The 19,926-nt window shown below is 73.3% G+C and carries 16 protein-coding genes; 15 read left to right on the top strand and 1 reads right to left on the bottom strand.

Going from position 1 to position 19,926, the window contains the following annotated elements; translation table 11 throughout:
• The first annotated feature begins 169 nt into the window (after window positions 1–169).
• From P0Y31_RS13450 to P0Y31_RS13420, 7 genes are all read left to right on the top strand, one after another.
• Window positions 170–1,009: a trypsin-like serine protease gene (locus tag P0Y31_RS13450; RefSeq protein WP_275870171.1), complete on the top strand. Its 840-nt coding sequence runs from the start codon at window positions 170–172 to the stop codon at window positions 1,007–1,009.
• An 87-nt stretch (window positions 1,010–1,096) separates the two neighbouring features.
• Window positions 1,097–2,422 carry a cyclic 2,3-diphosphoglycerate synthase gene (locus P0Y31_RS13445; protein WP_275870169.1) on the top strand — a complete coding sequence of 442 codons (1,326 nt, stop codon included), beginning with the start codon at window positions 1,097–1,099 and terminating at the stop codon, window positions 2,420–2,422.
• Between the two features lie 62 nt (window positions 2,423–2,484).
• Window positions 2,485–2,679: a hypothetical protein gene (locus P0Y31_RS13440; protein WP_275870167.1), complete on the top strand. Its 195-nt coding sequence runs from the start codon at window positions 2,485–2,487 to the stop codon at window positions 2,677–2,679.
• A 143-nt stretch (window positions 2,680–2,822) separates the two neighbouring features.
• Window positions 2,823–3,707: an alpha/beta fold hydrolase gene (locus P0Y31_RS13435; RefSeq protein ID WP_275870165.1), complete on the top strand. Its 885-nt coding sequence runs from the start codon at window positions 2,823–2,825 to the stop codon at window positions 3,705–3,707.
• A gap of 36 nt (window positions 3,708–3,743) precedes the next feature.
• A complete protein-coding gene (locus P0Y31_RS13430; RefSeq protein WP_275870163.1) occupies window positions 3,744–4,865 on the top strand; it encodes an MFS transporter in 1,122 nt (373 codons plus the stop codon).
• Between the two features lie 68 nt (window positions 4,866–4,933).
• Window positions 4,934–5,137: a hypothetical protein gene (locus P0Y31_RS13425; protein ID WP_275870161.1), complete on the top strand. Its 204-nt coding sequence runs from the start codon at window positions 4,934–4,936 to the stop codon at window positions 5,135–5,137.
• A gap of 94 nt (window positions 5,138–5,231) precedes the next feature.
• A complete protein-coding gene (locus P0Y31_RS13420) occupies window positions 5,232–5,627 on the top strand; it encodes a DUF302 domain-containing protein (protein ID WP_275870159.1) in 396 nt (131 codons plus the stop codon).
• 3 nt (window positions 5,628–5,630) lie between these two features.
• On the opposite strand, the gene P0Y31_RS13415 is transcribed toward P0Y31_RS13420, so the two are convergent.
• On the bottom strand, window positions 5,631–6,533 hold the full coding sequence (locus P0Y31_RS13415; protein ID WP_275870157.1) for a phosphotransferase: 903 nt from the start codon (window positions 6,531–6,533) through the stop codon (window positions 5,631–5,633).
• A 319-nt stretch (window positions 6,534–6,852) separates the two neighbouring features.
• Here P0Y31_RS13415 and P0Y31_RS13410 point away from each other — a divergent pair, with 319 nt between their 5' ends.
• The 8 genes from P0Y31_RS13410 to P0Y31_RS13375 are packed head-to-tail and all read left to right on the top strand — an operon-like array spanning window position 6,853 to window position 19,868.
• Window positions 6,853–7,854, top strand: a complete 1,002-nt coding sequence (locus P0Y31_RS13410) for an NAD-dependent epimerase/dehydratase family protein (protein ID WP_275870154.1) — start codon at window positions 6,853–6,855, stop codon at window positions 7,852–7,854.
• A gap of 2 nt (window positions 7,855–7,856) precedes the next feature.
• The gene (locus P0Y31_RS13405; RefSeq protein WP_275870153.1) at window positions 7,857–9,101 is read left to right on the top strand and encodes a glycosyltransferase; all 1,245 of its coding nucleotides are present in this window, start codon (window positions 7,857–7,859) and stop codon (window positions 9,099–9,101) included.
• Window positions 9,098–10,399 carry an aminoglycoside phosphotransferase family protein gene (locus tag P0Y31_RS13400; RefSeq protein WP_275870151.1) on the top strand — a complete coding sequence of 434 codons (1,302 nt, stop codon included), beginning with the start codon at window positions 9,098–9,100 and terminating at the stop codon, window positions 10,397–10,399. The genes P0Y31_RS13405 and P0Y31_RS13400 overlap by 4 nt, the downstream gene beginning before the upstream one ends.
• A complete protein-coding gene (locus P0Y31_RS13395; protein WP_275870150.1) occupies window positions 10,396–12,564 on the top strand; it encodes an aminoglycoside phosphotransferase family protein in 2,169 nt (722 codons plus the stop codon). The genes P0Y31_RS13400 and P0Y31_RS13395 overlap by 4 nt, the downstream gene beginning before the upstream one ends.
• Window positions 12,549–13,826 (top strand): glycosyltransferase, encoded by a 1,278-nt coding sequence (locus P0Y31_RS13390; protein WP_275870148.1) that lies wholly within the window; start codon window positions 12,549–12,551, stop codon window positions 13,824–13,826. The genes P0Y31_RS13395 and P0Y31_RS13390 overlap by 16 nt, the downstream gene beginning before the upstream one ends.
• A complete protein-coding gene (locus P0Y31_RS13385; protein ID WP_275870146.1) occupies window positions 13,823–15,097 on the top strand; it encodes a hypothetical protein in 1,275 nt (424 codons plus the stop codon). The genes P0Y31_RS13390 and P0Y31_RS13385 overlap by 4 nt, the downstream gene beginning before the upstream one ends.
• A complete protein-coding gene (locus P0Y31_RS13380) occupies window positions 15,094–18,426 on the top strand; it encodes an ABC transporter transmembrane domain-containing protein (RefSeq protein ID WP_275870143.1) in 3,333 nt (1,110 codons plus the stop codon). Before P0Y31_RS13385 ends, P0Y31_RS13380 begins: the two co-directional genes overlap by 4 nt.
• Window positions 18,423–19,868, top strand: coding sequence for a phosphotransferase (locus P0Y31_RS13375; RefSeq protein WP_275870141.1), 1,446 nt, complete (start codon window positions 18,423–18,425; stop codon window positions 19,866–19,868). The genes P0Y31_RS13380 and P0Y31_RS13375 overlap by 4 nt, the downstream gene beginning before the upstream one ends.
• The last annotated feature ends 58 nt before the right edge of the window (window positions 19,869–19,926 follow it).

Genomic DNA, 19,926 nt, shown 5'->3' with positions numbered 1-19,926 from the left:
TCGTGATATGCCGGACCGAGTTCGGCAGCGCGCCGCGGCAGTGGTGGACAGCGGCGCAGGCGGCGGATTGACTGCCCTCGGCGCCGGCGGGACGGCGGCGTCGTGAGGGAGACACCAACTCATTCCTGGAGGACAGATGAGACTTGCCCGCTCAACCACAGTGGCAGCCGTGACCGGGACCCTGGTCGCCGGCACGGCCCTCGCGGCGTCCGCGATCACCGGCGGCACCGTCGACTCGGGGAACACGTACTCGAACGTCGCCCTGATCGCGTTCTACTCCGAGGGCGCCCGCTACCGGTGCAGCGCGAGCCTGATCTCGCCCACCCTGCTCCTCACGGCGGCCCACTGCACCGACGGGGTCACCGGCAAGGTCGCCGTCACCTTCGACTGGAAGGTCGCCGAGGCCCCGCCGTCACCGCTGCCCACTGCCAAGGACCCGGACGCGGGGTACACCCAGGCGCAGCTGCAGGAAGCCGGTTACCTCTCGGGCGATGCCAACACCCACCCCGACTACTCGAACTTCACCGACCTGAGGAACTGGAACGACGTCGGTGTCGTCGTCCTCGACAAGCCGGTCAACGACGACATCAAACCGGTCGAGCTCGCGCCGGTCGGGTACCTCGACCAGTTCGCCCCGAAGACGCTCAACAAGACGCTGTTCACGATCGTCGGCTACGGCACCGAGGTCCGTCAGGACGCTGCGGACAACGGCAACATGAAGCCGACCCCCGAGAGCTACCCGATGGTCCGTCGCTACACCGACGCGCCCGGCCAGAAGCTCACCCCGCAGATCCTCCAGGTCAACGGCAACGAGAACGACCCTCGCGGCGGCGGCGGCAGCTGCTTCGGCGACTCCGGCGGCCCGACCTTCCACGACGACCTGCAGGTGACCGTGACCAGCTACGGCTACACCAGCAACTGCCGCTACCTCGACGGGCTGCAGCGCGTCGACATCCCGGCGGTGCAGGACTGGCTCGAGGAGGCGTTCGACTTCGCGCCTGCCGGCTGACGACCGCCCAGGCCCCTCGTCGAAGCGGGGGCTGTTCCGGGACTTCCGCCCCGGGATAGCCCCCGTTTCCGTCTCTACCCTTCGGCCATGGGCAGACAGCGCAGGGTCGTCATCCTCGGAGCCGCCGGCCGCGACTTCCACAACTTCAACACCGTGTTCCGTGACAGCGCCGACGACGTGGTCGTGGCGTTCACGGCGACGCAGATCCCCAACATCTCCGGACGCGCCTATCCACCCGGCCTCGCGGGTTCCCAGTACCCACAGGGAATCCCGATCGTCCCCGAGTCCGGTCTCGCGGAGCTCATCGAGCGCGAGAAGGTCGACGTCGCCGTCTTCGCGTACTCGGACGTGCCCCACACCCAGGTGATGCACCTCGCGTCCCAGTGCCTCGCCGCAGGGGCCGACTTCCTGCTGCAGAGCGCTGCCCACACCATGCTGCGCTCGTCGGTGCCCGTCATCGCCGTCACCGCCGTGCGGACGGGCGCCGGCAAGAGCCAGACCACCCGTTACCTCTCGAAGCTGTTGCGCGACATGGGAAAGCGCGTGGTCGCCATCCGCCACCCCATGCCCTACGGCGACCTCGAGAAGCAGGCCTGCCAGCGCTTCGCCGACCACGCCGACCTCGACCGCCACGACTGCACCATCGAGGAGCGCGAGGAGTACGAGCCGCACATCGACAGCGGCGCGGTGGTCTACGCGGGCGTGGACTACGCCCAGATCCTCGCTGCGGCCGAGCAGGAGGCCGACGTCATCCTCTGGGACGGGGGCAACAACGACCTGCCCTTCTACGTGCCCGACCTGCACATCGTCGTCGCCGACCCGCTCCGGCCGGGCGACGAGCAGGCCTACCACCCGGGTGAGACCAACGTCCGGATGGCCGACCTCGTGATCGTGGGCAAGTGCGACTCCGCCGCGGCGGAGGACATCGAAGCCGTCGAGGCGTCGGTGCGCGCGCTCAACCCCGCGGCGACCGTCCTGCGCGCCGACAGCCCCGTCACCCTCGACGACGGTGCGTCCGTGGCGGGCCGCAAGGTGGTCGTGGTCGAGGACGGACCGACCCTGACCCACGGCTCGATGTCGTGGGGGGCCGGGGTCGTGGGCGCCCGTGCCGCGGGCGCCGAGGCCATCGTCGACCCCAGCCCGTATGCCGTGGGGTCGCTGGCCGCCACCTACGACCAGTACCCGAACGCCCGCGGTGTGCTCCCGGCCATGGGGTACGGAGCCCAGCAGGTGGCGGACCTCGCCGCGACCATCGAGGCCACTCCCTGCGACGTCGTCGTCTCCGGGACCCCCATCGACCTGAGGCGGGTGCTCACCGTGTCCAAGCCCGTCGTCCGCGCGCGGTACGACCTCCGCGAGCGGGAACCCGGCCGGCTCGAGGCGGCGGTGCGCACGGCGCTGGGAGAGGACTGACGGCATACCCCTGGGGCCTTTGGGCCCTGTGCCCGGGCCGGCGCCGCACCGAGCATGGGGCCATGAGGACAGGTGACCGCACCGACACCGCGCGAGCGGTGCTCCGGCACGGGGCCCACCCGGGCCCGTGGTCGCCCGACCTCATCGCGCTGGCCGCAGCGGCGACGGTTACGTCCATGGTCGCCGTCGTCGCCGGCCGGCGTGCCGGGCCTGCGGGAGTGACGCACCTCGGCGAGGACGACACCCTCCCGCTCTAGCTGCCCCAAGGGAGAACGGGTGCCAGGCGCCTGCGACCGCCGCCTGGCACTCGCCTGTCGCGGCGACGACGGTCTCCTCCCGAATCGCTGCGGAGCGGCGGGCGCGCTGGCTACCCTGAAGTAGCGGTGACCCGGGAGGCGCCATGAGCGAGATCAGCCCCCTCAGGATGACGCTGCACGGCCAGGACCTCTCCTACGTGGACAGCGGCAGTGGCCCCGCGGTGCTCTTCGTGCACGGGCTGCTGGGGTCCCACCGCAACTGGCGGCACCTCATCGACCGCCTCGACGACGCGCACCGGGTGGTCGTGCCCGACCTCTTCGGCCACGGCGCCTCTGCCAAGCCCGCGGGCGACTACTCCCTCGGCGCCCATGCGGCCACCCTCAGGGACCTGCTCGACCGCCTCGACATCGAACGGGTGACCCTGGTCGGGCACTCCCTCGGCGGTGGCATCTCGCTGGAGTTCTGCTACCTGTTCCCCGAGCGCGTCGAGCGCCTCGTGCTGGTCGGCACCGGCGGGCTGGGACGGGAGGTCAGCCCCCTCCTGCGCTCCGCCACCCTGCCGGGGGCCGAGCTGGTGCTCCAGGTCGCGGCGTCGGGATGGCTGCTCGGAGGGGTGGAGATGGTGGGCCGGGCCCTGGGCAAGGTCGGGTGGCGACCGGGGGCCGACCTCACGGCGGTGTGGCACGGGTTCACCTCGCTCTGCGACGCCGACAGCCGGCGTGCCTTCCTCGCCACGACCCGAGCCGTCATCGACCCCGGTGGCCAGAGCGTCAGCGCGCGCGACTTCCTGCCCGAGATCGCCGGCATGCCCGCCCTGGTCGTCTGGGGCACCCGCGACCGGATGATCCCGGCCTGGCACGCCGTCCTGGCCCACAGGTCGATCCCGGGATGCCGCGTCGAGCTGTTCGAGGGGGCCGGACACTTCCCGCACCTTGACGAGCCGGAGCGGTTCGCCGAGGTGGTGCGCGAGTTCATCGACCGGACCAGCGACCCCGAGCCGCCGCACCTGCACAGCGCCGCCGGCTGAGCGGCCATCTGCGGCGTGGACGTCCAGCCCTGGCGCATGCTGTCGCCCCTGGTGCTGGCCACCATGGCGTCCCAGTCACTGCTCGTCGTCCTCGCCCCGACGATGGTCGCGATCAGCACCGAGCTGCGGGCGCCGGTGGCCACGGTGGGGCAGGCGCGCTCCGTCACGGCGCTGGTCTCCGTGACCGCCTCGCTGGCGATCACGGCGCGGGCCGACCGCCTGGCCGTGCGCACCCTGCTGCGCACCGGGTCCGCCCTGGCGGTGGTGGCCTGCGGGCTCGTGGCCGCCTCGGGCAGCACCGCCGCCTTCCTCTCTGCCCACGTGCTGGTGGGCCTGGCCTTCGCCCCGTTGCTCTCCGGCGGCTTCGCCGGCATCGCCGCCTTCGGACCGGACCGGCGGGCGTGGGCGACCGGGTACGTCGCGGGCGCCAACGCCCTGGCCTGGATCGTGGTGAACCCCTTGACGTCCGGTCTCACGGCGCGGGTGTCCTGGCGCGCCGCGATGGCGGTGCCCGCCCTGATCGCCGTGGCGGCACTCGTGACAGCGGGGCGCGCCGTACCGGTGCCGTGGGGCAGGGTCCCCGGTCGGCTGTTGGAGCCCCTCACCGTGACGCCTGCCCGCCGGTGGATCGTGAGCGAGGTCACCGCCTTCGCCGCGTGGACCTGCCTGCTGACCTTCTCCGGCGCCTACTTCATCGAGCAGCTCGGGGTCCCCGAGGCCCTCGCCGGGTGGCTGCTCGCCGCCGGGGCTGCGGCCTACCTCGCCGCCTCGAGCGGCGCCGGCCGGATGGCGCGGCGGGTGCCACCACGCCGCCTCGTGTGGACGTCAGCCCTGGTCATGGCCGGCCTCCTGCCGGCGATGCTGAGCGGTCCGCGCAGCGCCGAGCTGGCCGCCCCGCTCTTCTGCCTCATCGGGTTCGTCGCGGGCATCCGGACCCCCGCGTCGGCCGGGCTCGCGCTCGAGCAGCTTCCCGACCACCCGGCGGCGATGATGGCTGCCCGCACGGCCGCGACGCAGTCCGGCTACCTGGTCGGCGCCGTCGTGGGCGGGGCCGTGCTCGCCGGACCCGGCTACGGCGCCCTGGGCGTCGTGCTCGCCGTCACCATGGCGACCTCCTCGTGGCTGGTGCACCGCGTCGACGATCGCTCAAAGGGGTGATGCCGGCGCGCCGAGATCTCACCCTCCTGCCGCAGGTGCCGCCCCCGAGTCTGGCCCCACCATGAGCCATGAGACGGGTTCCCCTGTGGCACAGGGCATTCGGCATCGTCGCGGCTCTTGCCCTGACCCTGCCTCTTGCCGCCGTAGCCCTGCGGGACTCCCTCCACCTCAGCACTCCGACCGCTCAGGCCCTGCTCGACGGGGTCATGGCGGTGCTGGCCGTGGTCATGGTCGCCGCCGCGTACGTCGTGCTCCGGCTCCCCCGCCGCTGACCGCGGACTGCCCTGCGCTCCGATGGTCCGGCGATACCCGGCCCAGTATGCTGCGGACGTTGGCAGACGCCTGCGACGCGAGGAGGCAGCACCGATGGGCTACGCCCTCAGCACGACCGTCAACCGCCCGTTCGACGAGACCCTGGAGTCCGTTCGCACGGCCCTGCAGGAACAGGGCTTCGGCGTCCTCACCGAGATCGACCTCAAGGCGACCCTGAAGGCGAAGATCGACGCGGACATCGAGCCGCAGGTCATCCTCGGCGCCTGCCGGCCACCCCTCGCGCACGCCGCCCTGCAGGCCGAGCCGTCGGTGGGCCTCCTGCTGCCCTGCAACGTCGTGGTGCGCAGCACCGGCGCGGACCAGACCGTGGTCGAGGCCCTCGACCCGGCCACGATGGTGGAGCTGACCGGCAACGACGCCCTGTCGGAGGTGTCCACCGACGCGGGCACGCGCCTGCAGGCTGCCCTGGACGCCGTCTCTGGGCGCTGACACTCAGGGCGCTGACACCGACGGGGCGCCCCAGACCGGCCGCGCCTGCCGCAGGAGGTCGTCGAGCACCGCACGGGTGTGCGGCTCGTCGAAGACCTCGCTGATCCATGCCTGCGCGTCCTCGCGGCGAGGAGACCTCGGGTTCGGCGTCAACCAGTCGCGTGCAGCGATCTCGGTGATGTGCCCGAGCTGCGCGATGAGCATCGAGAACTGCCCCCGTCGCTCCACCCTCGCCGAACCGCCCGACCCACGGTAGGCGGACAGCAGCGTCCTGACCCGGTCAGGGTCGGTGCGGGCGAACTCGAAGAGCACACAGCCCAGCTCGTGGCTGGGGTCGGCGGGTCCGCTGTTCTCCCAGTCGATGACGCACAGACCACCGTCAGCCGTCGGCAGGACGTTGTCGGCCCAGAGGTCTCGGTGACAGGTCTGCAGGACCTGGGGCGGCTCGATCCAGGACTCCAGCGCCACGAGCTCGTCGCGCAGGTCCGCGAGCCTCGGGGCGAAGGGCGCGCCCTCCTGCGTGAGCCGGCGCACCAGCTCGTCCCAGCGCGCGGCGCCCACCGGCTCTTGGCTCCACGCGTCGGGCGGACCAGAGGCAGGCACGACCACACGGTGGACGGCCGCCACCACCGCCCCGACCAGCACGGGATCGACCTGCGGGTCGGGAGGCAACAGGTCGACCCACTCGTAGAGGCGGACCTGGTGCTCACCGACCTCGGCCAGGACCGAGCCCTCGAGGGTGCGCACCACGCGTGGGGTCGGCACACCGCAGGCCCACGCCTGCTCGTGGAAGGCGGTGGCCGGCTCGACCTCCTCCTCGGTGCTCCGGTGCAGCGCAACCTTCACCGCCCAGCGGCCATCCGCCGTCTCCAGCCGCCAGACCAGCCCCTGCCTGCCCCTGGCCACGGGTCCCTCCGACAGGCATCCGCCCCGGCCGAGGCCGAAGGTTCGCGCCACCGCTTTCGCGTCCACCCGGACACTGGAGCACATGACCGCCCCCGAGGGGAACCTCTTCCTCCCGCCGTGTGCGGGCCGCCCGGACGCCGGCCCCGTCGCGCCGTAGTCCGGCTACATGAGCCGACCCTCAACCGACCGTCGCACCGGGGCACAGCGGGCTGTACGGCTTCAGCCCGATCCCCGACCGTACGTTCCCTGATTTGCTCGACGGAGGGGACGAGTTCACCCGCTCGTCATCGGGGGGACCGACGGTGTTTGGAGGAAATCAATGAGCGACGGATGGATCCTGGTGACCGGGGCGGCAGGTTTCATCGGCAGCCACCTCTGCGAGGCGCTGCTGGAGCAGGGGTGGCGGGTCAGGGGACTGGACGCCTTCACCGAGTTCTACGACCCGACCCGCAAGCGCGACAACCTTCGCGAGGCCATGGGGCATCCGGGCTTCGCGCTGGTCGAGGACGACCTGCTCCATGTCGACCTGGGGGCGACGCTCGACGGCGTCACCGCGATCGTCCACCTGGCCGGGGAGCCAGGTGTTTCCACGTCCTGGGGGCCTTCGTTCAGGCGCTACGTGGAGCGCAACGTCATGGCGACCCAGCGCCTGCTGGAGGCCGCCGCGCACTCCGGCACGGTGCAGCGTCTCGTGTACGCCTCCAGCTCCTCCGTGTACGGCGGGGAGGCGGAGGCCCTCATCGCCCGCGCCGAACCACGCCCGTACAGCCCCTACGGCGTGAGCAAGCTGGCCGCCGAGACACTGGTCGGCGCGTATGCCGTCGGCCACGGCCTGTCGACGGTGTCGCTGCGCTACTTCTCCGTCTACGGCCCCCGGCAACGTCCTGACATGGCGGCGCACCGGTTCATCGAGTCGCTGCTCGACGGGCGCCCCCTGACCGTCTTCGGGGACGGCAGCCAGGTGCGGGACTTCACGTATGTCGGGGACATCGTGGCCGCGACGGTCAGGTCGCTCACCGCGGACCTCCCTCCGGCTGCGGTCCTCGATGTGGCGAGCGGTCGGCCCACTGCGGTCAGCACCCTGATCGGCTGCCTCAACGAGCTGCTCGGCGTCGCCGGCGCTGCGGTGCAGCAGTGCGAGGAGCGCCGCGGTGACGTGCCGCGCACCGAGGGCAACATCGCCATCACCCAGCAGCGTCTCGGCTGGGCCGCCACGACCGACCTGCGTGCAGGCCTGCAGCGCCAGGTGGAGTGGCACACCGCGCTGCGTCGGCGGCGCGAGCCGGACGACCTGGCCCTCCTGCCCGCAGTCGGGGCCTGACCATGGCGACGGCCAGCGGCCCGCGCCTGCTGATCTACTCGCAGGACGGCTTGGGACTCGGCCACCAGCGCCGCACGACTCTGCTGGCGCGGGAGTTCCTGTCCGCCCGCAGTGACGCCACCGTGCTGACGCTGTGCGACTCCCCGCTGGGCCACTTCTTCGCCACCGCACCGGGGCACGAGCACCTGAAGCTGCCCTCGGTGCGCAAAGTGGGCCCGGGTGACTGGCACCCCGTGTCGCTGTCGATGCCCTTCGCCGACGTGCTCGCCATGCGCACCGAGATCATCAGGGCCACCGCCGAGAGCTTCGCCCCCGACATCCTGCTCGTCGACCACATGCCGCACGGCGCGATGGGCGAGCTGGTGCCCGCTCTGGAGAGCCTGGAGCGTCGTGGCGTTCGCATGATCCTCGGCCTGCGGGACATCCTCGACGCCCCGAACACGGTGCGGCAGCGGTGGCACCTCGAGGGCGCGTTCGAGGCGGTCGAACGGCACTACGACGAGGTGCTGGTCTACGGGTCTCCCGAGGTCTTCGACATCGCCACCGAGTACGACTGGCCCGCGCCCCTGAAGAGTCGCCTGCGCTACTGCGGCTACATCTGCGCGCCGGCACCGATCAGACGGCGCCGGCGCGTGCGCGAGCGCCTGCTGCGCAAGAACCCGAACGCCGACGTGGTGGTCGTCATGGCCGGCGGAGGGGCGGACGGCTACCCGCTCTTCGAGACCGTGGCGCGGGCGGTGCCCCACCTGCTCGCCGAGCGTGAGTGCGCGGTGGTCATCGTGACGGGGCCCTTCCTGCCGGCGCACCAGCGCGACCGGTTGGCCGAGATGACGAGGGACCTGCCGGTCACGCTGCGCCCGAGCGTGCCCGACACGCTGAGCTACATCGACGCCGCCGACCTCGTCGTCGCGATGGCGGGCTACAACACGACCGCCGAGATCCTCTCGCTGAAGACGCGTGCGCTGCTGGTGCCCCGCTCGGGGCCCAGCGCCGAGCAGCGGCTGCGGGCCCAGGCGTTCGCCGACCGCGGCTGGGTGCACTGGCTGAAACCGGAGGAGCTCGGGGAGCGGCGGCTCGCCGACGCCATGAGCGCGGCCCTGGACGGGCCGGTCCGCGCCGCCGGGCCGGAGCCCGACCTGCACGGCCGGCAGCGGGCCGTCGAGCACCTGCTGTCCCCCGCCGCCGGGAGCTTCGCCGTGCCCGGGCAGACGGTGCTCACACAGGGTGCCCTCGCGAACGAGGCGTGACGGTGTTCGTGAGCTCGCTGCACGACGGCCCGCAGGCCCCGGGCCTGGCCGAGGTGCTCTCCGGCTCGCTCGGCGTGGGCGAGGTGCGCCGCCTCGTGCTCGACCCCTGGCGGCACGGCCTGGCGACAGCGCTGTCCCACGCCGTTCCCACCCACCGCGTCGGCAGCGTCGAGATCCTGCGCAGCAACTTCAAGCCCGGGCGGCGGCTGCGCGCCTACTACCTTCTGCACACCGTCGGGGCGCCCGTGCACCTGGCGGTGACCTGGCACCTCGAGCCGCACGGCGCCGACGGCGAGCACATCTCGGTGCTGGCCTTCCCCCTCGACCCCGACATACCCCAGCTGGCCCGCCTCAGCGACCCGGTGCACCTCGCCGAGGTGGTCGGGCACCTGACGTCCTCGCCACCCCTCCTGCACGACGTGCTGCGGATCCGCACGGTCCGCTACCGACCCGGCCAGCGCCACGTGCTGCGTGCCACGGCCGGCACGCTGCGAGGCGGGGTCGTCGTGAAGACCGACCGCGAGGGCTCCGGCGAGGTGGCCGTGCGCGTGGCGGCAGAGCTGCACCGCACACTGGGCACCCGCAGCCCTCGCGTCGCACCCGTGGAGCCCCTCGGGTGGGTGCCCGGGGACCGTGCCGCGCTCTGGCGACTGGCGGAGGGGCTGCCCCTGTCGCGACGCCTGGCGGACCCCGGGCGCGACAGCACCCCGCACCTCGAGCTGGTGGGGCGGGCCCTGCGGCTCGTGCACGACGACGTCGGCGCGGCCGAGAGACTTCGCCAGGTGCTGCCGCTGACCGAGCCGGGCGGTGAGCTGGCGGCCACGCTGCGGGCCGCCGAGCACCTGCAGACCCTGCTGCCCTCCGTCAGCCACAGCCTCCACGACATCGTGCGAGCCAGCGCAGCTGCCCTCGCGTCGCTCCCGCCCGGGTCCCCGACTCTGGTCCACGGTGACCTCAAGGCCGACAACCTCCTCGCGGGCCGCCAGCTGCACCTCCTCGACCTCGACCGGGCCGCGCTGGGCGACCCTGCGGTCGACCTGGCCAAGCTTGTGGCCGACCTGCACTGGTGGTCGCCCGCCCCGACGACGACCGGGCCGGCGGGGTTGGTCGCCGCCCTGCGGCGTGGTTACGGGCCTGCTGCCGAGGACCGCTGGGCACGGGCTGAGGCGCTGGTGCCCGTCTTCATGCTCCGGTTCGCTGCCCGACGCTGCCCCGTGCACGAGCCGAGCTGGACGAACCGGGTGCGGGCCCAGGTCGCCGCGGCGGCACGAGCCACCCTCAGCGGGGCCGCGTCATGACGACCTCCGTCGCTGCCCACGGCAGCCCCGCTCTCGCGCTGGCCGAGGTCGATCCCGCCCTGCGCCACCTCGAGGCTGCCCTGGCCCGTGCGGAGGCAGCCGGCTGGCAGCGCCACGACGCGCGCTGGGCCCCGGGAGAGGGGTGCCGGCTCGCCTTCCGGGCGCCCGGCCAGGCAGGAGCGGTGACCTCCTTCCACGACGTCAGGGTCGGCCCCGACGGCGTGGCGACCTCCCATTTTCTCGATGACCCGGGCCTCCCCGGCCTCGCGACCGCGCTGGACCCCGGCGCCGTCAGCGCCCGGCTCGCCCCGCTGTTCGGCGGACGGCTGCGCTGCACGGTGGAGCCCGTGCGCTACCGCGCCGGCTCGAGGTGCGTGGTCCGTTACGACGTCCAGGTGCCGCAGGGCCAGCTCACCCTGTTCGCGAAGGTCCTGTCGCACGACGGTTTCCGGGCCGTTTCCTCGGTCGCGGACGCGTTGGCCGCCGCTCCGGCGCTGGCGGGAGCGGTGCCCGGCGTCGTCGCCGTCTGGCCCGACCTGCGTGCCGTGGTCGTCCGAGGCGCCGTGGGCCGCTCCGGGTCGGCCGTGCTGGGCGACCCTGACCTCGCCGGCGTCGAGCGGGAGGCCGTGGCCGGCGCCGTCGGCCGGCTCCTGGCGGTGCTGCACCTGCACGAAGGCCTCGTCGTGCCGGCGTTCACGCCGGCCGACCAGCTCGCCACGCTCTCCCGTCAGCTTCGTGCCGTCGACGTCGCGGCACCGCGGCTGGGTGAGAAGTGTGCAGAGGTGGTGGCTGCCCTCGCCCGGACGGTGCCCTCCCCCGCGACGCCGGTGCTGGCGCACGGGGGGTTCCGCGCGGGGCAGCTCGTGGTCGACGCCGACGGCCACCTCACCCTGCTCGACCTCGACGGCCTGTGCCGCGGTGACGGCGGCCGCGACCTCGGCGCGCTGTTGGCCCACCTGGCCTGGCAGGGGCTGAGGTTGCCGCACCTGCGGGAGGCCCTCGGGGCCGCTGGGTCCACCGTGGTCTCGGCCTACGAGGAGACGGTCGGCCCCGTCGCGCCCGAGTCGCTGCGCTGGTGGCGAACGGCCGGGCTGCTGCAGGTCGCGGCCCGTCGGTTCCGCCGGCTCGAGACCCAGAGCTGGGGGCTGGCCGCGAGCCTGGTCGACGCGGCCCAGGACCTGGTGGCCGAGGACCTGGTGGCCGAGCAGCCCGCGCCGCTGCCGGTGCTCCTCGACGGCCCGCGCCTGACCGTCCTGCTCAGGACTGCCCTGCAGGCGAACAGGCCAGACCCGCAGGAGCTGGAGGTCGACACGACGGAGGAGCTGACGGTGGTCGCCGGCCGGCGCAGCGTGGTGCGGTGCACGGTTCGCGGGCTGGACGGTCCCTCGCCGGTCACCCTCGTCGGCAAGTCCTTCAGCGAGCCGCTGCGCGCCCGGCTCCTCCATCACCACCTGCGCCTGCTGTCCGAGGCCGTGTTCGTCGGCGACGACCTCCGCGTGCCCGAGCCGCTCGCGCTGCTGGCCGACGACACCGTCGTGCTCTACCGCTGCGGCGAGGGGACGCCGGTCTCCCTCCTGCCACCGGGCCCCGAGGCCCTCGCCGGGGTGGAGCAGGCCGCCCGCTGGCTGGCGCGGCTGCACACGTCTGCCGTCGTGCTCCCCCGGACCCTGTCGCACGCCCAGGAGCGCGCCAGCACGCAGGTGTGGGCGGACCTCGTCGCCACAGCCCACCCCGAGCACGCCGAGACGGCACACCTGCTCGCCCGCGGCTGGGCCGACGCCATGCCCGCCTCCCCCGCGCGGCAGGTGCCGCTGCACAAGGACTTCCACCCCGGGCACGTGCTCGTGGGCAGCTCCGTCTGCGTGGTGGACCTCGACGAGGCGCGGCAGGGCGACCCGGCCTTCGACGTCGCGCACTTCTGCGCCTACCTGGAGGCGTTCGGCGCCGACGACGGGACGCTCGCCAAGGCCTTCGTCGACACGTATGCCGCCGCCACGGGTTGGCGGGGCAGCGAGACGTTGCCGCGCTACGCGGCATACGCGTGGCTGAAGATCGCGCGGCAGTGGGCCGGGGGCACCGGTCCGTGCCGTGGCAGCACGAGTGGCGAGCGCGCAGCCGGGGTGGCTCACGCTCTGACGAGGGGGGTCACATGGCTGAGCGGGTGATGTACATCGTGCGGAGCTGGCCGCGGCTCTCGCAGACCTTCGTGGTCAACGAGATCCTGGCGCTCGAGCGGCGGGGTGTGGAGCTCACGGTCTTCGCGCTGGCACGGTCGGGCGAGACGCTCGTGCAGCCCCAGGTGGCACAGGTGCGCGCCGACGTCGTCCACCTGGACGGCCGGGGTGTCGGCCGCGTGAGGGCCCTGGCCCGCGACGTCGCGACGCTGTCCTCGCGCTCACCGCTGGGCCTGGCGCGCATGGCCTGGCTGGCACTGCGCCACCCCGACCTCGCCTGGGGGTACGGCGAGGCCACGGCGCTGGAGTGCCTCGGGCACGCCGTCGCCGTGGCCGCCGCCACCGTCCGGCGGCGCTCGGCCGGCGAGCAGGTGACCCACCTGCACGCCCACTTCGCGCACGACCCCGCGCTGGTCGGGCTGATGGCGGCCGAGCTGACCGGCCTGCCCTTCACGTTCACCGGGCACGCGCGAGACCTGTTGCAGATCCCGGCGAGCAGCCTGGCTGCCCGGGCGAGGGCCGCCTCCGCAGTCGTCACGTGCTGCGAGGCGAACGCCGACTACATCCGCGAAGCGGTGCCGGCGGAGCACCTGCCGCCCGTCCTCGTCGTCCACCACGGTGTCGAGCTCAGCCGGTTCGCTCCCGTGCCGCCGCGGGCTGAGGGCGCAGACGGCACCCCTGTCATCACCTCGGTCGGCCGGCTCGTCGAGAAGAAGGGCTTCGAGGACTTGCTGCGCGCCCTCGCGCTCCTGCGCGACCGTGGGGTCGACTTCGGCTTCCGGCTCTACGGCGAGGGGCCGCTTCACGACCGGTTGGTGGCACTGCGCGACGAGCTCGGCCTCGGCTCGCGCGTGGACCTCATGGGCGCGCGAGACAATGACGAGGTGGTCGCGGCCCTGGCGTCCACCGACGTGTTCACCCTCGCTCCGCGGGTCACCGACGACGGCGACCGCGACGGCATCCCCAACGTGCTGGTCGAGGCCATGGCGTGCGGGCTGCCGGTGGTGACGACGGCCGTCGGCGGGATCCCCGAGCTGGTGCACGACCAGCACGACGGCCTGGTCGTCGAGCCCGGAAACGTTGCGGCACTGGCCGACTCGCTCCACCAGGCCCTGAAGGACCCCCGGCTCCGGGAACGTCTCGGCACCGCCGCAAGGGCATCGGTCGTGGCGGGCTACGACGTGGACGACGCGGCCCGCCGGCTCCACGCGCTCTTCACCGCCGGCGCACCGACGATGGAGGTGCCCGCGTGACCGCCCGCCTCGAGAGCTCGCTGGCCGACCGCTTCGGCGTGGCCCTGTCGGCGCGGGTCATGGGGCCTCGCCTCGGGGCCGCGCTGGGCACCGGCACGGCACGGTGCCACGTCCTCGACGCCAAGCTCGAGCCAGGGGTGCGGGCGGTCGTGCTCTACGAGACGGCCGGACGGCTGGTGCGCGGCGACGTCCTGCCGGCCGGGGGCTCGGGGGGCGTCGTGGTCGATCCGGGCGTGCGCCTCTCCCCCTTCCCCCACGACCCCGACCTGCCCAGCCTGCCGCGGGTCATGGACCCGGCCGAGCTCGGCCCGCTGCTGGCCGCGGCCCTGGTCGAGTGCGGGTCCGTCGAGCGCGACTCGGCGTGGGCGCGCCGGCCCGACCTGGTGCGCCTCGCCCTGCTGCGCTACCGCCCGGAGAAGCGCGCCACAGTCCTGGCCACACACTCCGGATCCGCGCTGGCCCTGGTCGCCAAGGCCTACCACCGCGACGACAAGGCGGCGGCCGTCGTCGCCGAGGCCCCGAGCCCGAGGGGCGGCAGAGGCGGCGTGCTCGCCTTCGCGCGCACCGCGGCATACGTGCCCGAGCTGGCGCTCGTGGTGCAGGAGGTCGTGTCGGGCACCCCACTGGACGCGCTCACCACGTCACGGCGCCCCGACACCGCGGCCGCCCGCGCCGGGGTCGTCCGTGCTGCCGCCGCGCTCGCCGAGCTCCACCAGCAGGCGGTGGTGACCACGCGCCAGCGCCCGGTGGACCGCGAGCTCACGCGGTTCGGCGAGCGGGCGGCCCGGGTCGGCACTGTCGACCGTGGCCTCGGCGAGGCCGCAGCCGCACTCGCGCACCGGCTGGGCGCGACCCAGCGCCTCCTGCCACCACCGCGCGTGGGACCGGTCCACGGCGACTGCAAGCCGAGCCAGTTCCTGCTCGGGCGCACCCGCGTGTGCGTGCTCGACCTCGACCACGTCGGCGTCTCCGACCAGGCCGGTGACGTGGGGACGTTCCTCGCGTCGCTGCGCCAGCAGGGCATCCGGCGACGGCTCGCGAACCGGGGGCCGGCCGACGAGGCACTCGACACGCTGGCCGCATCGTTCCTCGACGGCTACCTGCGGGCAGGCGGAGAGGTCGGCGACCTGCCGCGCATCCACTGGCACGTGGCCGTCGCCCTGGAGCGCAAGGCACTGCGCGCCTTCGCGCGGGCTCCCCGCTCCCCGATGGCGGCGGCACTCATCCAGGAGGCACAACGGTGCCTCGACGACCTCAGGGAGGCAGCGTGACCAGGCACAGGCACCAGGGGCAGCGGCGGCCGGCCGGTGACCTCCGCAGGACCGTGCGGCTGTTCCGGCGGTTCATGGGCGGCCGGAAGGTGTACGTGCTCGGCGTGCTGTTCCTCGTCGTGGAGGCGGTCACCGCGGTGTTCGAGCCGTGGCCGATCGCGTTCCTCATCGACTTCCTCCAGGGCAGCCGCGAGAGCCTGCGCGACCTGGGGGCGCCGCAGGTGCTGGCCTCGGAGCGCTTCGAGACGATCCTGCTGCTGACCATCGCGATCATCGGGATCGCGACGGTGAACAGCGCGGCCGACTCCCTCACGGAGGTCTGCATGGCGCGCGGTGGCCGGTCGCTCGGCTACAGCATCCGCGTCGAGATGTACTCGCACCTGCAGAGGCTCCCGCTCGGCTACCACGACAAGAAGCGCACCGGTGACGTGCTCACCCGCGTCACCGGCGACGTGCTCGTGGTGGAGGACTTCGTCGTGAAGTCGGTCAGCAACATCCTCGGCAGCCTCATGGTGCTCGTCGGCAGCTTCGTCTTCCTGCTGTGGCAGTCGTGGACGGTCGCCCTCGTCGCGGTGGTCGTCGTCCCATCCCTCGCGCTGGTGTCGAACCACTACTCGCGCCGGATCAAGGTGGCGTCGAAGACCCAGCGCGACCGGGAGGGCGACCTCGCCTCCACGGCCCAGGAGATGCTGTCCTCGATCCGCCTCGTGCAGAGCTACGGCCGCGGCACCGTCGACCTCGAGAAGTTCTCCGACCAGACCGGAAGCAGCATGCTGGCCTCCCTGAAGGCGGCCAACATCCAGGCCAAGTTCAGCTTCGTCATCGCTCTCGTCGAGGCCCTCTCCATCTCCGCCGTGGTGTGGCTCGGCGTGTGGCTGGTCGACCGCAGCGCCATCAGCATCGGCACCCTGGTGCTCTTCGTCCTGCTGCTGCAGAACATGTTCAAGCCGGCGCGCAAGATCGTCAGCGAGTGGTACAAGATCGGTAAGGTCTTCGCCAGCGTCGAGCGGATCGAGGACCTGCTCGACCGGGAGGTGGTGGTCACCGACAGCCCGCACGCCCAGCCCGCGCCGCCGCTGGAGGGCCGCCTCACGTTCCAGCACGTCAGCTTCACCTACCCCGCCGAGCACGAGGACGGCTCGGCTGCCACCTCCCGGCCCCAGGTGCTGCGGGACATCGACTTCGACGTCGCCCCCGGCGAGGTCGTCGCGCTCGTCGGGTTCAGCGGAGCGGGCAAGAGCACGATCGCCCAGCTGGTCCCGCGGCTCTACGACCCCGACTCCGGCGCGGTGCTCGTCGACGACATGGACGTGCGCGGGCTCACCCTCGCCTCGCTGCGCAGCCAGGTCAGCCTGGTCCTCCAGGAGACGGTGCTGCTCAGCGGCACCGTGGCCGAGAACATCGGCTACGGCATCGCCGACGCCACCCCTGAGGAGATCGAGGCGGCGGCCCGGATGGCCAACGCGCACGACTTCATCATGGCCATGCCGGACGGCTACGACACGGTGCTCGGCGAGCGGGGCTCGACCCTCTCCGGCGGGCAGCGGCAGCGCCTGGCCATCGCGCGGGCCTTCATCCGGCGAGCTCCCATCCTCATCCTCGACGAGCCGACGACGGGCCTCGACGCCGAGTCGGCGCATACCGTCGTGAGCGCGCTGCGCGAGCTGATGCGCGGCACCACGACGATCGTCATCTCGCACGACCCCGGCCTCGTGCAGGGTGCCGACCGGGTGCTCGTCATCTCCCGTGGCCGCATCGTGGAGTCCGGCACGCCGGAGGCCCTGATGCGCGGCCGGGGCCACTTCGCCGAGCTGTATGCCGCGGGCGCGGGAGCCGAGGTGGCCCCGCCGCCCGAGCCGGTCGCCGAGCCGTCACCGGCGGTGCCCGTCAGCCCGAGGCTGCACGAGCACCTGCCCGGCCTGGTCCACGCCCTGGACCCCGCTCGCATGGCGGAGCGGATCGGCGAGTGCCTCCTCGACACGCGCCACTGGGTGCGCAGCGTCAGCCCCGGCACGTTCTGGCTGCGCGACGACGGCAGCTGCACGCTGCGCTACGACGTGCGGGTCGTCACCCCCGAGGGGGCCGAGAGCGAGCACGTCGTCCTCGGACGGGTGCACCAGGACGAGGACTCGGCGCGTGCCTACCTCGAGCAACGGCTGCGGCCCCTGGCCGACGGGCGGCGCGCCGCCGGACCGCCATGGCGAGCGCGGGCAGCCGTCGTGCCCGAGGCCGCGCTGGCGCTGCACGTCTTCCCCGTCGATCCCGACCTGCCGACGCTGCGGCAGGCGATGAACCCCCGCACGGTGGCCCGGCTGGCCCACAGCCCGCTCAGCAGCGCCGAGCCGCCCCTGGTCGAGGTGGTGCACCACCCGCGTGAAGGAGCCTGCGTCCTGCGCTACACCCTTGCCGGGGAGGACGACAGCGGGCCGCGACGCCTGTACGGCAAGGTGTATCCCGGGCTCGAGGGCGAGGCGGTGGACAGTTTCCTCCGCGCGCTCGGGCGCCAGCCGCGCGGTGCGAGGACTGCTGCCGGACGCGGGGCCGGACGCGCGAGCGGGCGTGCGTCGGCCGGTCGTGCAAACGGCCGGCGCTTCCCGGAGCCGGTGATCTACGCACCGGGCCTGCACCTGTTGGTGACCGAGGCCCTTCCCGGGGAGCCGGTCATCCCCAGGCTGCTGGGCTCGGTGCTGGCCACGCCGCTGGCCGCCGAGCTCGGCAAGGAGAGCGCCGAGCTGCACGCCGCGGTGCGGGCCGCCGGGGAGGCGCTCGCCCTGATGCACGGGAGCGACCTCGCCACTGCACCGGTCCACACCGCGGCCGACGAGAAGGACGGCCTGGTCCAGGGCCTGGACCTGGTGTCCCGCTTCTGGCCCGAGGCCGCCGACCGGGTGCGGGCGAGCAGCCCCGTGCTGCTCGAGCCACCTCCCGAGGCTCCCGACGTGGTGCTCTCGCACGGGGACTTCACCCCGTCGCAGGTGCTCCTCGACGGGAGGAACGCGGCCGTCGTGGACCTCGACACCCTGTGCTGGGCCGACCCTGCCCTCGACCTCGGCCGCTTCATCGCCCACCTCGAGCTGCTCGCCGCGAAGCGTGGTGGCCGGTCCGGCCGGACCCTCGCCCGCGAGCTCGCCCGCTCGTTCCTGGCCGGCTACGGCGGCATGGGCAAGCGGACGTCGGCCGCAGCCTCGGCCTTCGAGCGGATCACCTTCTACCGCAGCGCAACGCTGTCCCGCAGCGCCCTGCGTGCCGCCCGCCAGCTCAAGGCCTACCGCCTCGACCTGGCCCTGTCCCTGCTCGAGTCCCGTCCCACCAGGAGGGTGGACCAATGACGCTGATCTCCGACCGCAACCAGGTGAACGACGCCCTCAACTCCTTCGCGGTGCTGCCCGAGTGGCTCGCCGCCGGCATGCAGCCCGAACGGGTCGCCGCCAGCCTCCGGGACGCGGTGCCCGAGTTCCGTTCCGGCGCAGCCACTCTGGTCGAGTGCCAGCCCGAACGCCTGCGCGCGAAGGACGGCGAGTGGATAGCGCGCTACCGACTGCGTGTGGCCGACCCGGACGGTGAGCGCGACGTCGTGCTCGTCGGCAACCTGGTCGCACCGTCGCAGCCGGCACCACCCGGCGTGGCGCCGGGGGTGCAGGGAGTGGCGCTGGGCCAGGGGGCGTGGTCGGTCTGGCTGCCCGACCTGCGCCTGCACCTGCACCACGAGGAGACCGACGTGGCCCTCCCGGCCCTGCCCCTGCTCACCGAGCCCGATGCGGTCGCGGCGTTGCTCGAGCCCGTCGTGAGGCAGGCGGGCCACCCGGAGGCCACCATCACCTCCTGCGACCCGGTCGTGGTCCGCTACAAGCCCGGCAGCCGGTGCACCGTCGTGGTGGGCGTGGAGTATGCCGCCACGCCGGGCCCGCGACCGCCCTCACCGGTGGTGCTGAAGACCCACCAGGGCGACAAGGGCCAGACGGCGTGGGCGGCCATGACGGCCCTGTGGGAACGACCAGAGGCCTGGCGCGGGATCGTCGAGATGGCGCAGCCGCTGGCGTTCCTTCCCGAGGACCGCATCCTAGTCCAGGGGCCCATCGGCGAGGAGCTCACGCTCAAGGAGCTGGCTCGCCAGGCCTTCGCCGGCGGCGACCCGGAGCTGCTGGCACGGCTGCGCACCGAGCTGGCCCGGACGGGGCGCGCGCTCGCGGCACTCCACGGCTCGGGCGCGGCATACGGCCGCACGGCCACCCTCGAGGACGAGGTCGCCGAGATCCGCGAGGTGCTCGACCGGCTGGAGCTGACCATCCCGGAGATCGAGGGCGCGGCCGAGCCGCTGCTGAGCCGGCTGGAGGAGGTGGCCCAGCGGCACCCGGCCGACCCGGTCGTGCCGGCGCACCACGACTTCCGGCCCGCCCAGGTGCTGCTCGACCACGGCCGCATCGGGTTCATCGACTTCGACGGCGCCTCGATGGCCGAACCCGCCCTCGACCTGGGCCGGTTCATGGCCAAGCTGCGCGACATCGGCATCAGCTCGCTGCTCTACACCGGCCAGCCCCTCGCGGGCGCACCCCTCGGGGAGCACCTCGCCCTCATGGACAGCCTGTGCGAGGAGTTCCTCTCCGCCTACGAGCGGCACGCCACGGTCTCCCGTGAGCGCGTGCTGCTCTGGGAGACCTGTGATCTCCTGACCGGCCTGCTCCACGCCTGGACCAAGGTGCGCCTCCTGCGGGTGGAGCCACGGCTGGCCGTCCTCCAGCACCACCTGGGCAGCAGCGGGCTCGCGTCCTGACGGACGGCGAGGCATGGTGGTGACGTGCCTCGCCCTGGCACCCGACCGGCTGGACCAC

The sequence above is a fragment of the Knoellia sp. 3-2P3 genome (assembly GCF_029223115.1).
Lineage (GTDB): Bacteria > Actinomycetota > Actinomycetes > Actinomycetales > Dermatophilaceae > Pedococcus_A.
This window is presented reverse-complemented; position numbering and strand designations above follow the sequence as displayed.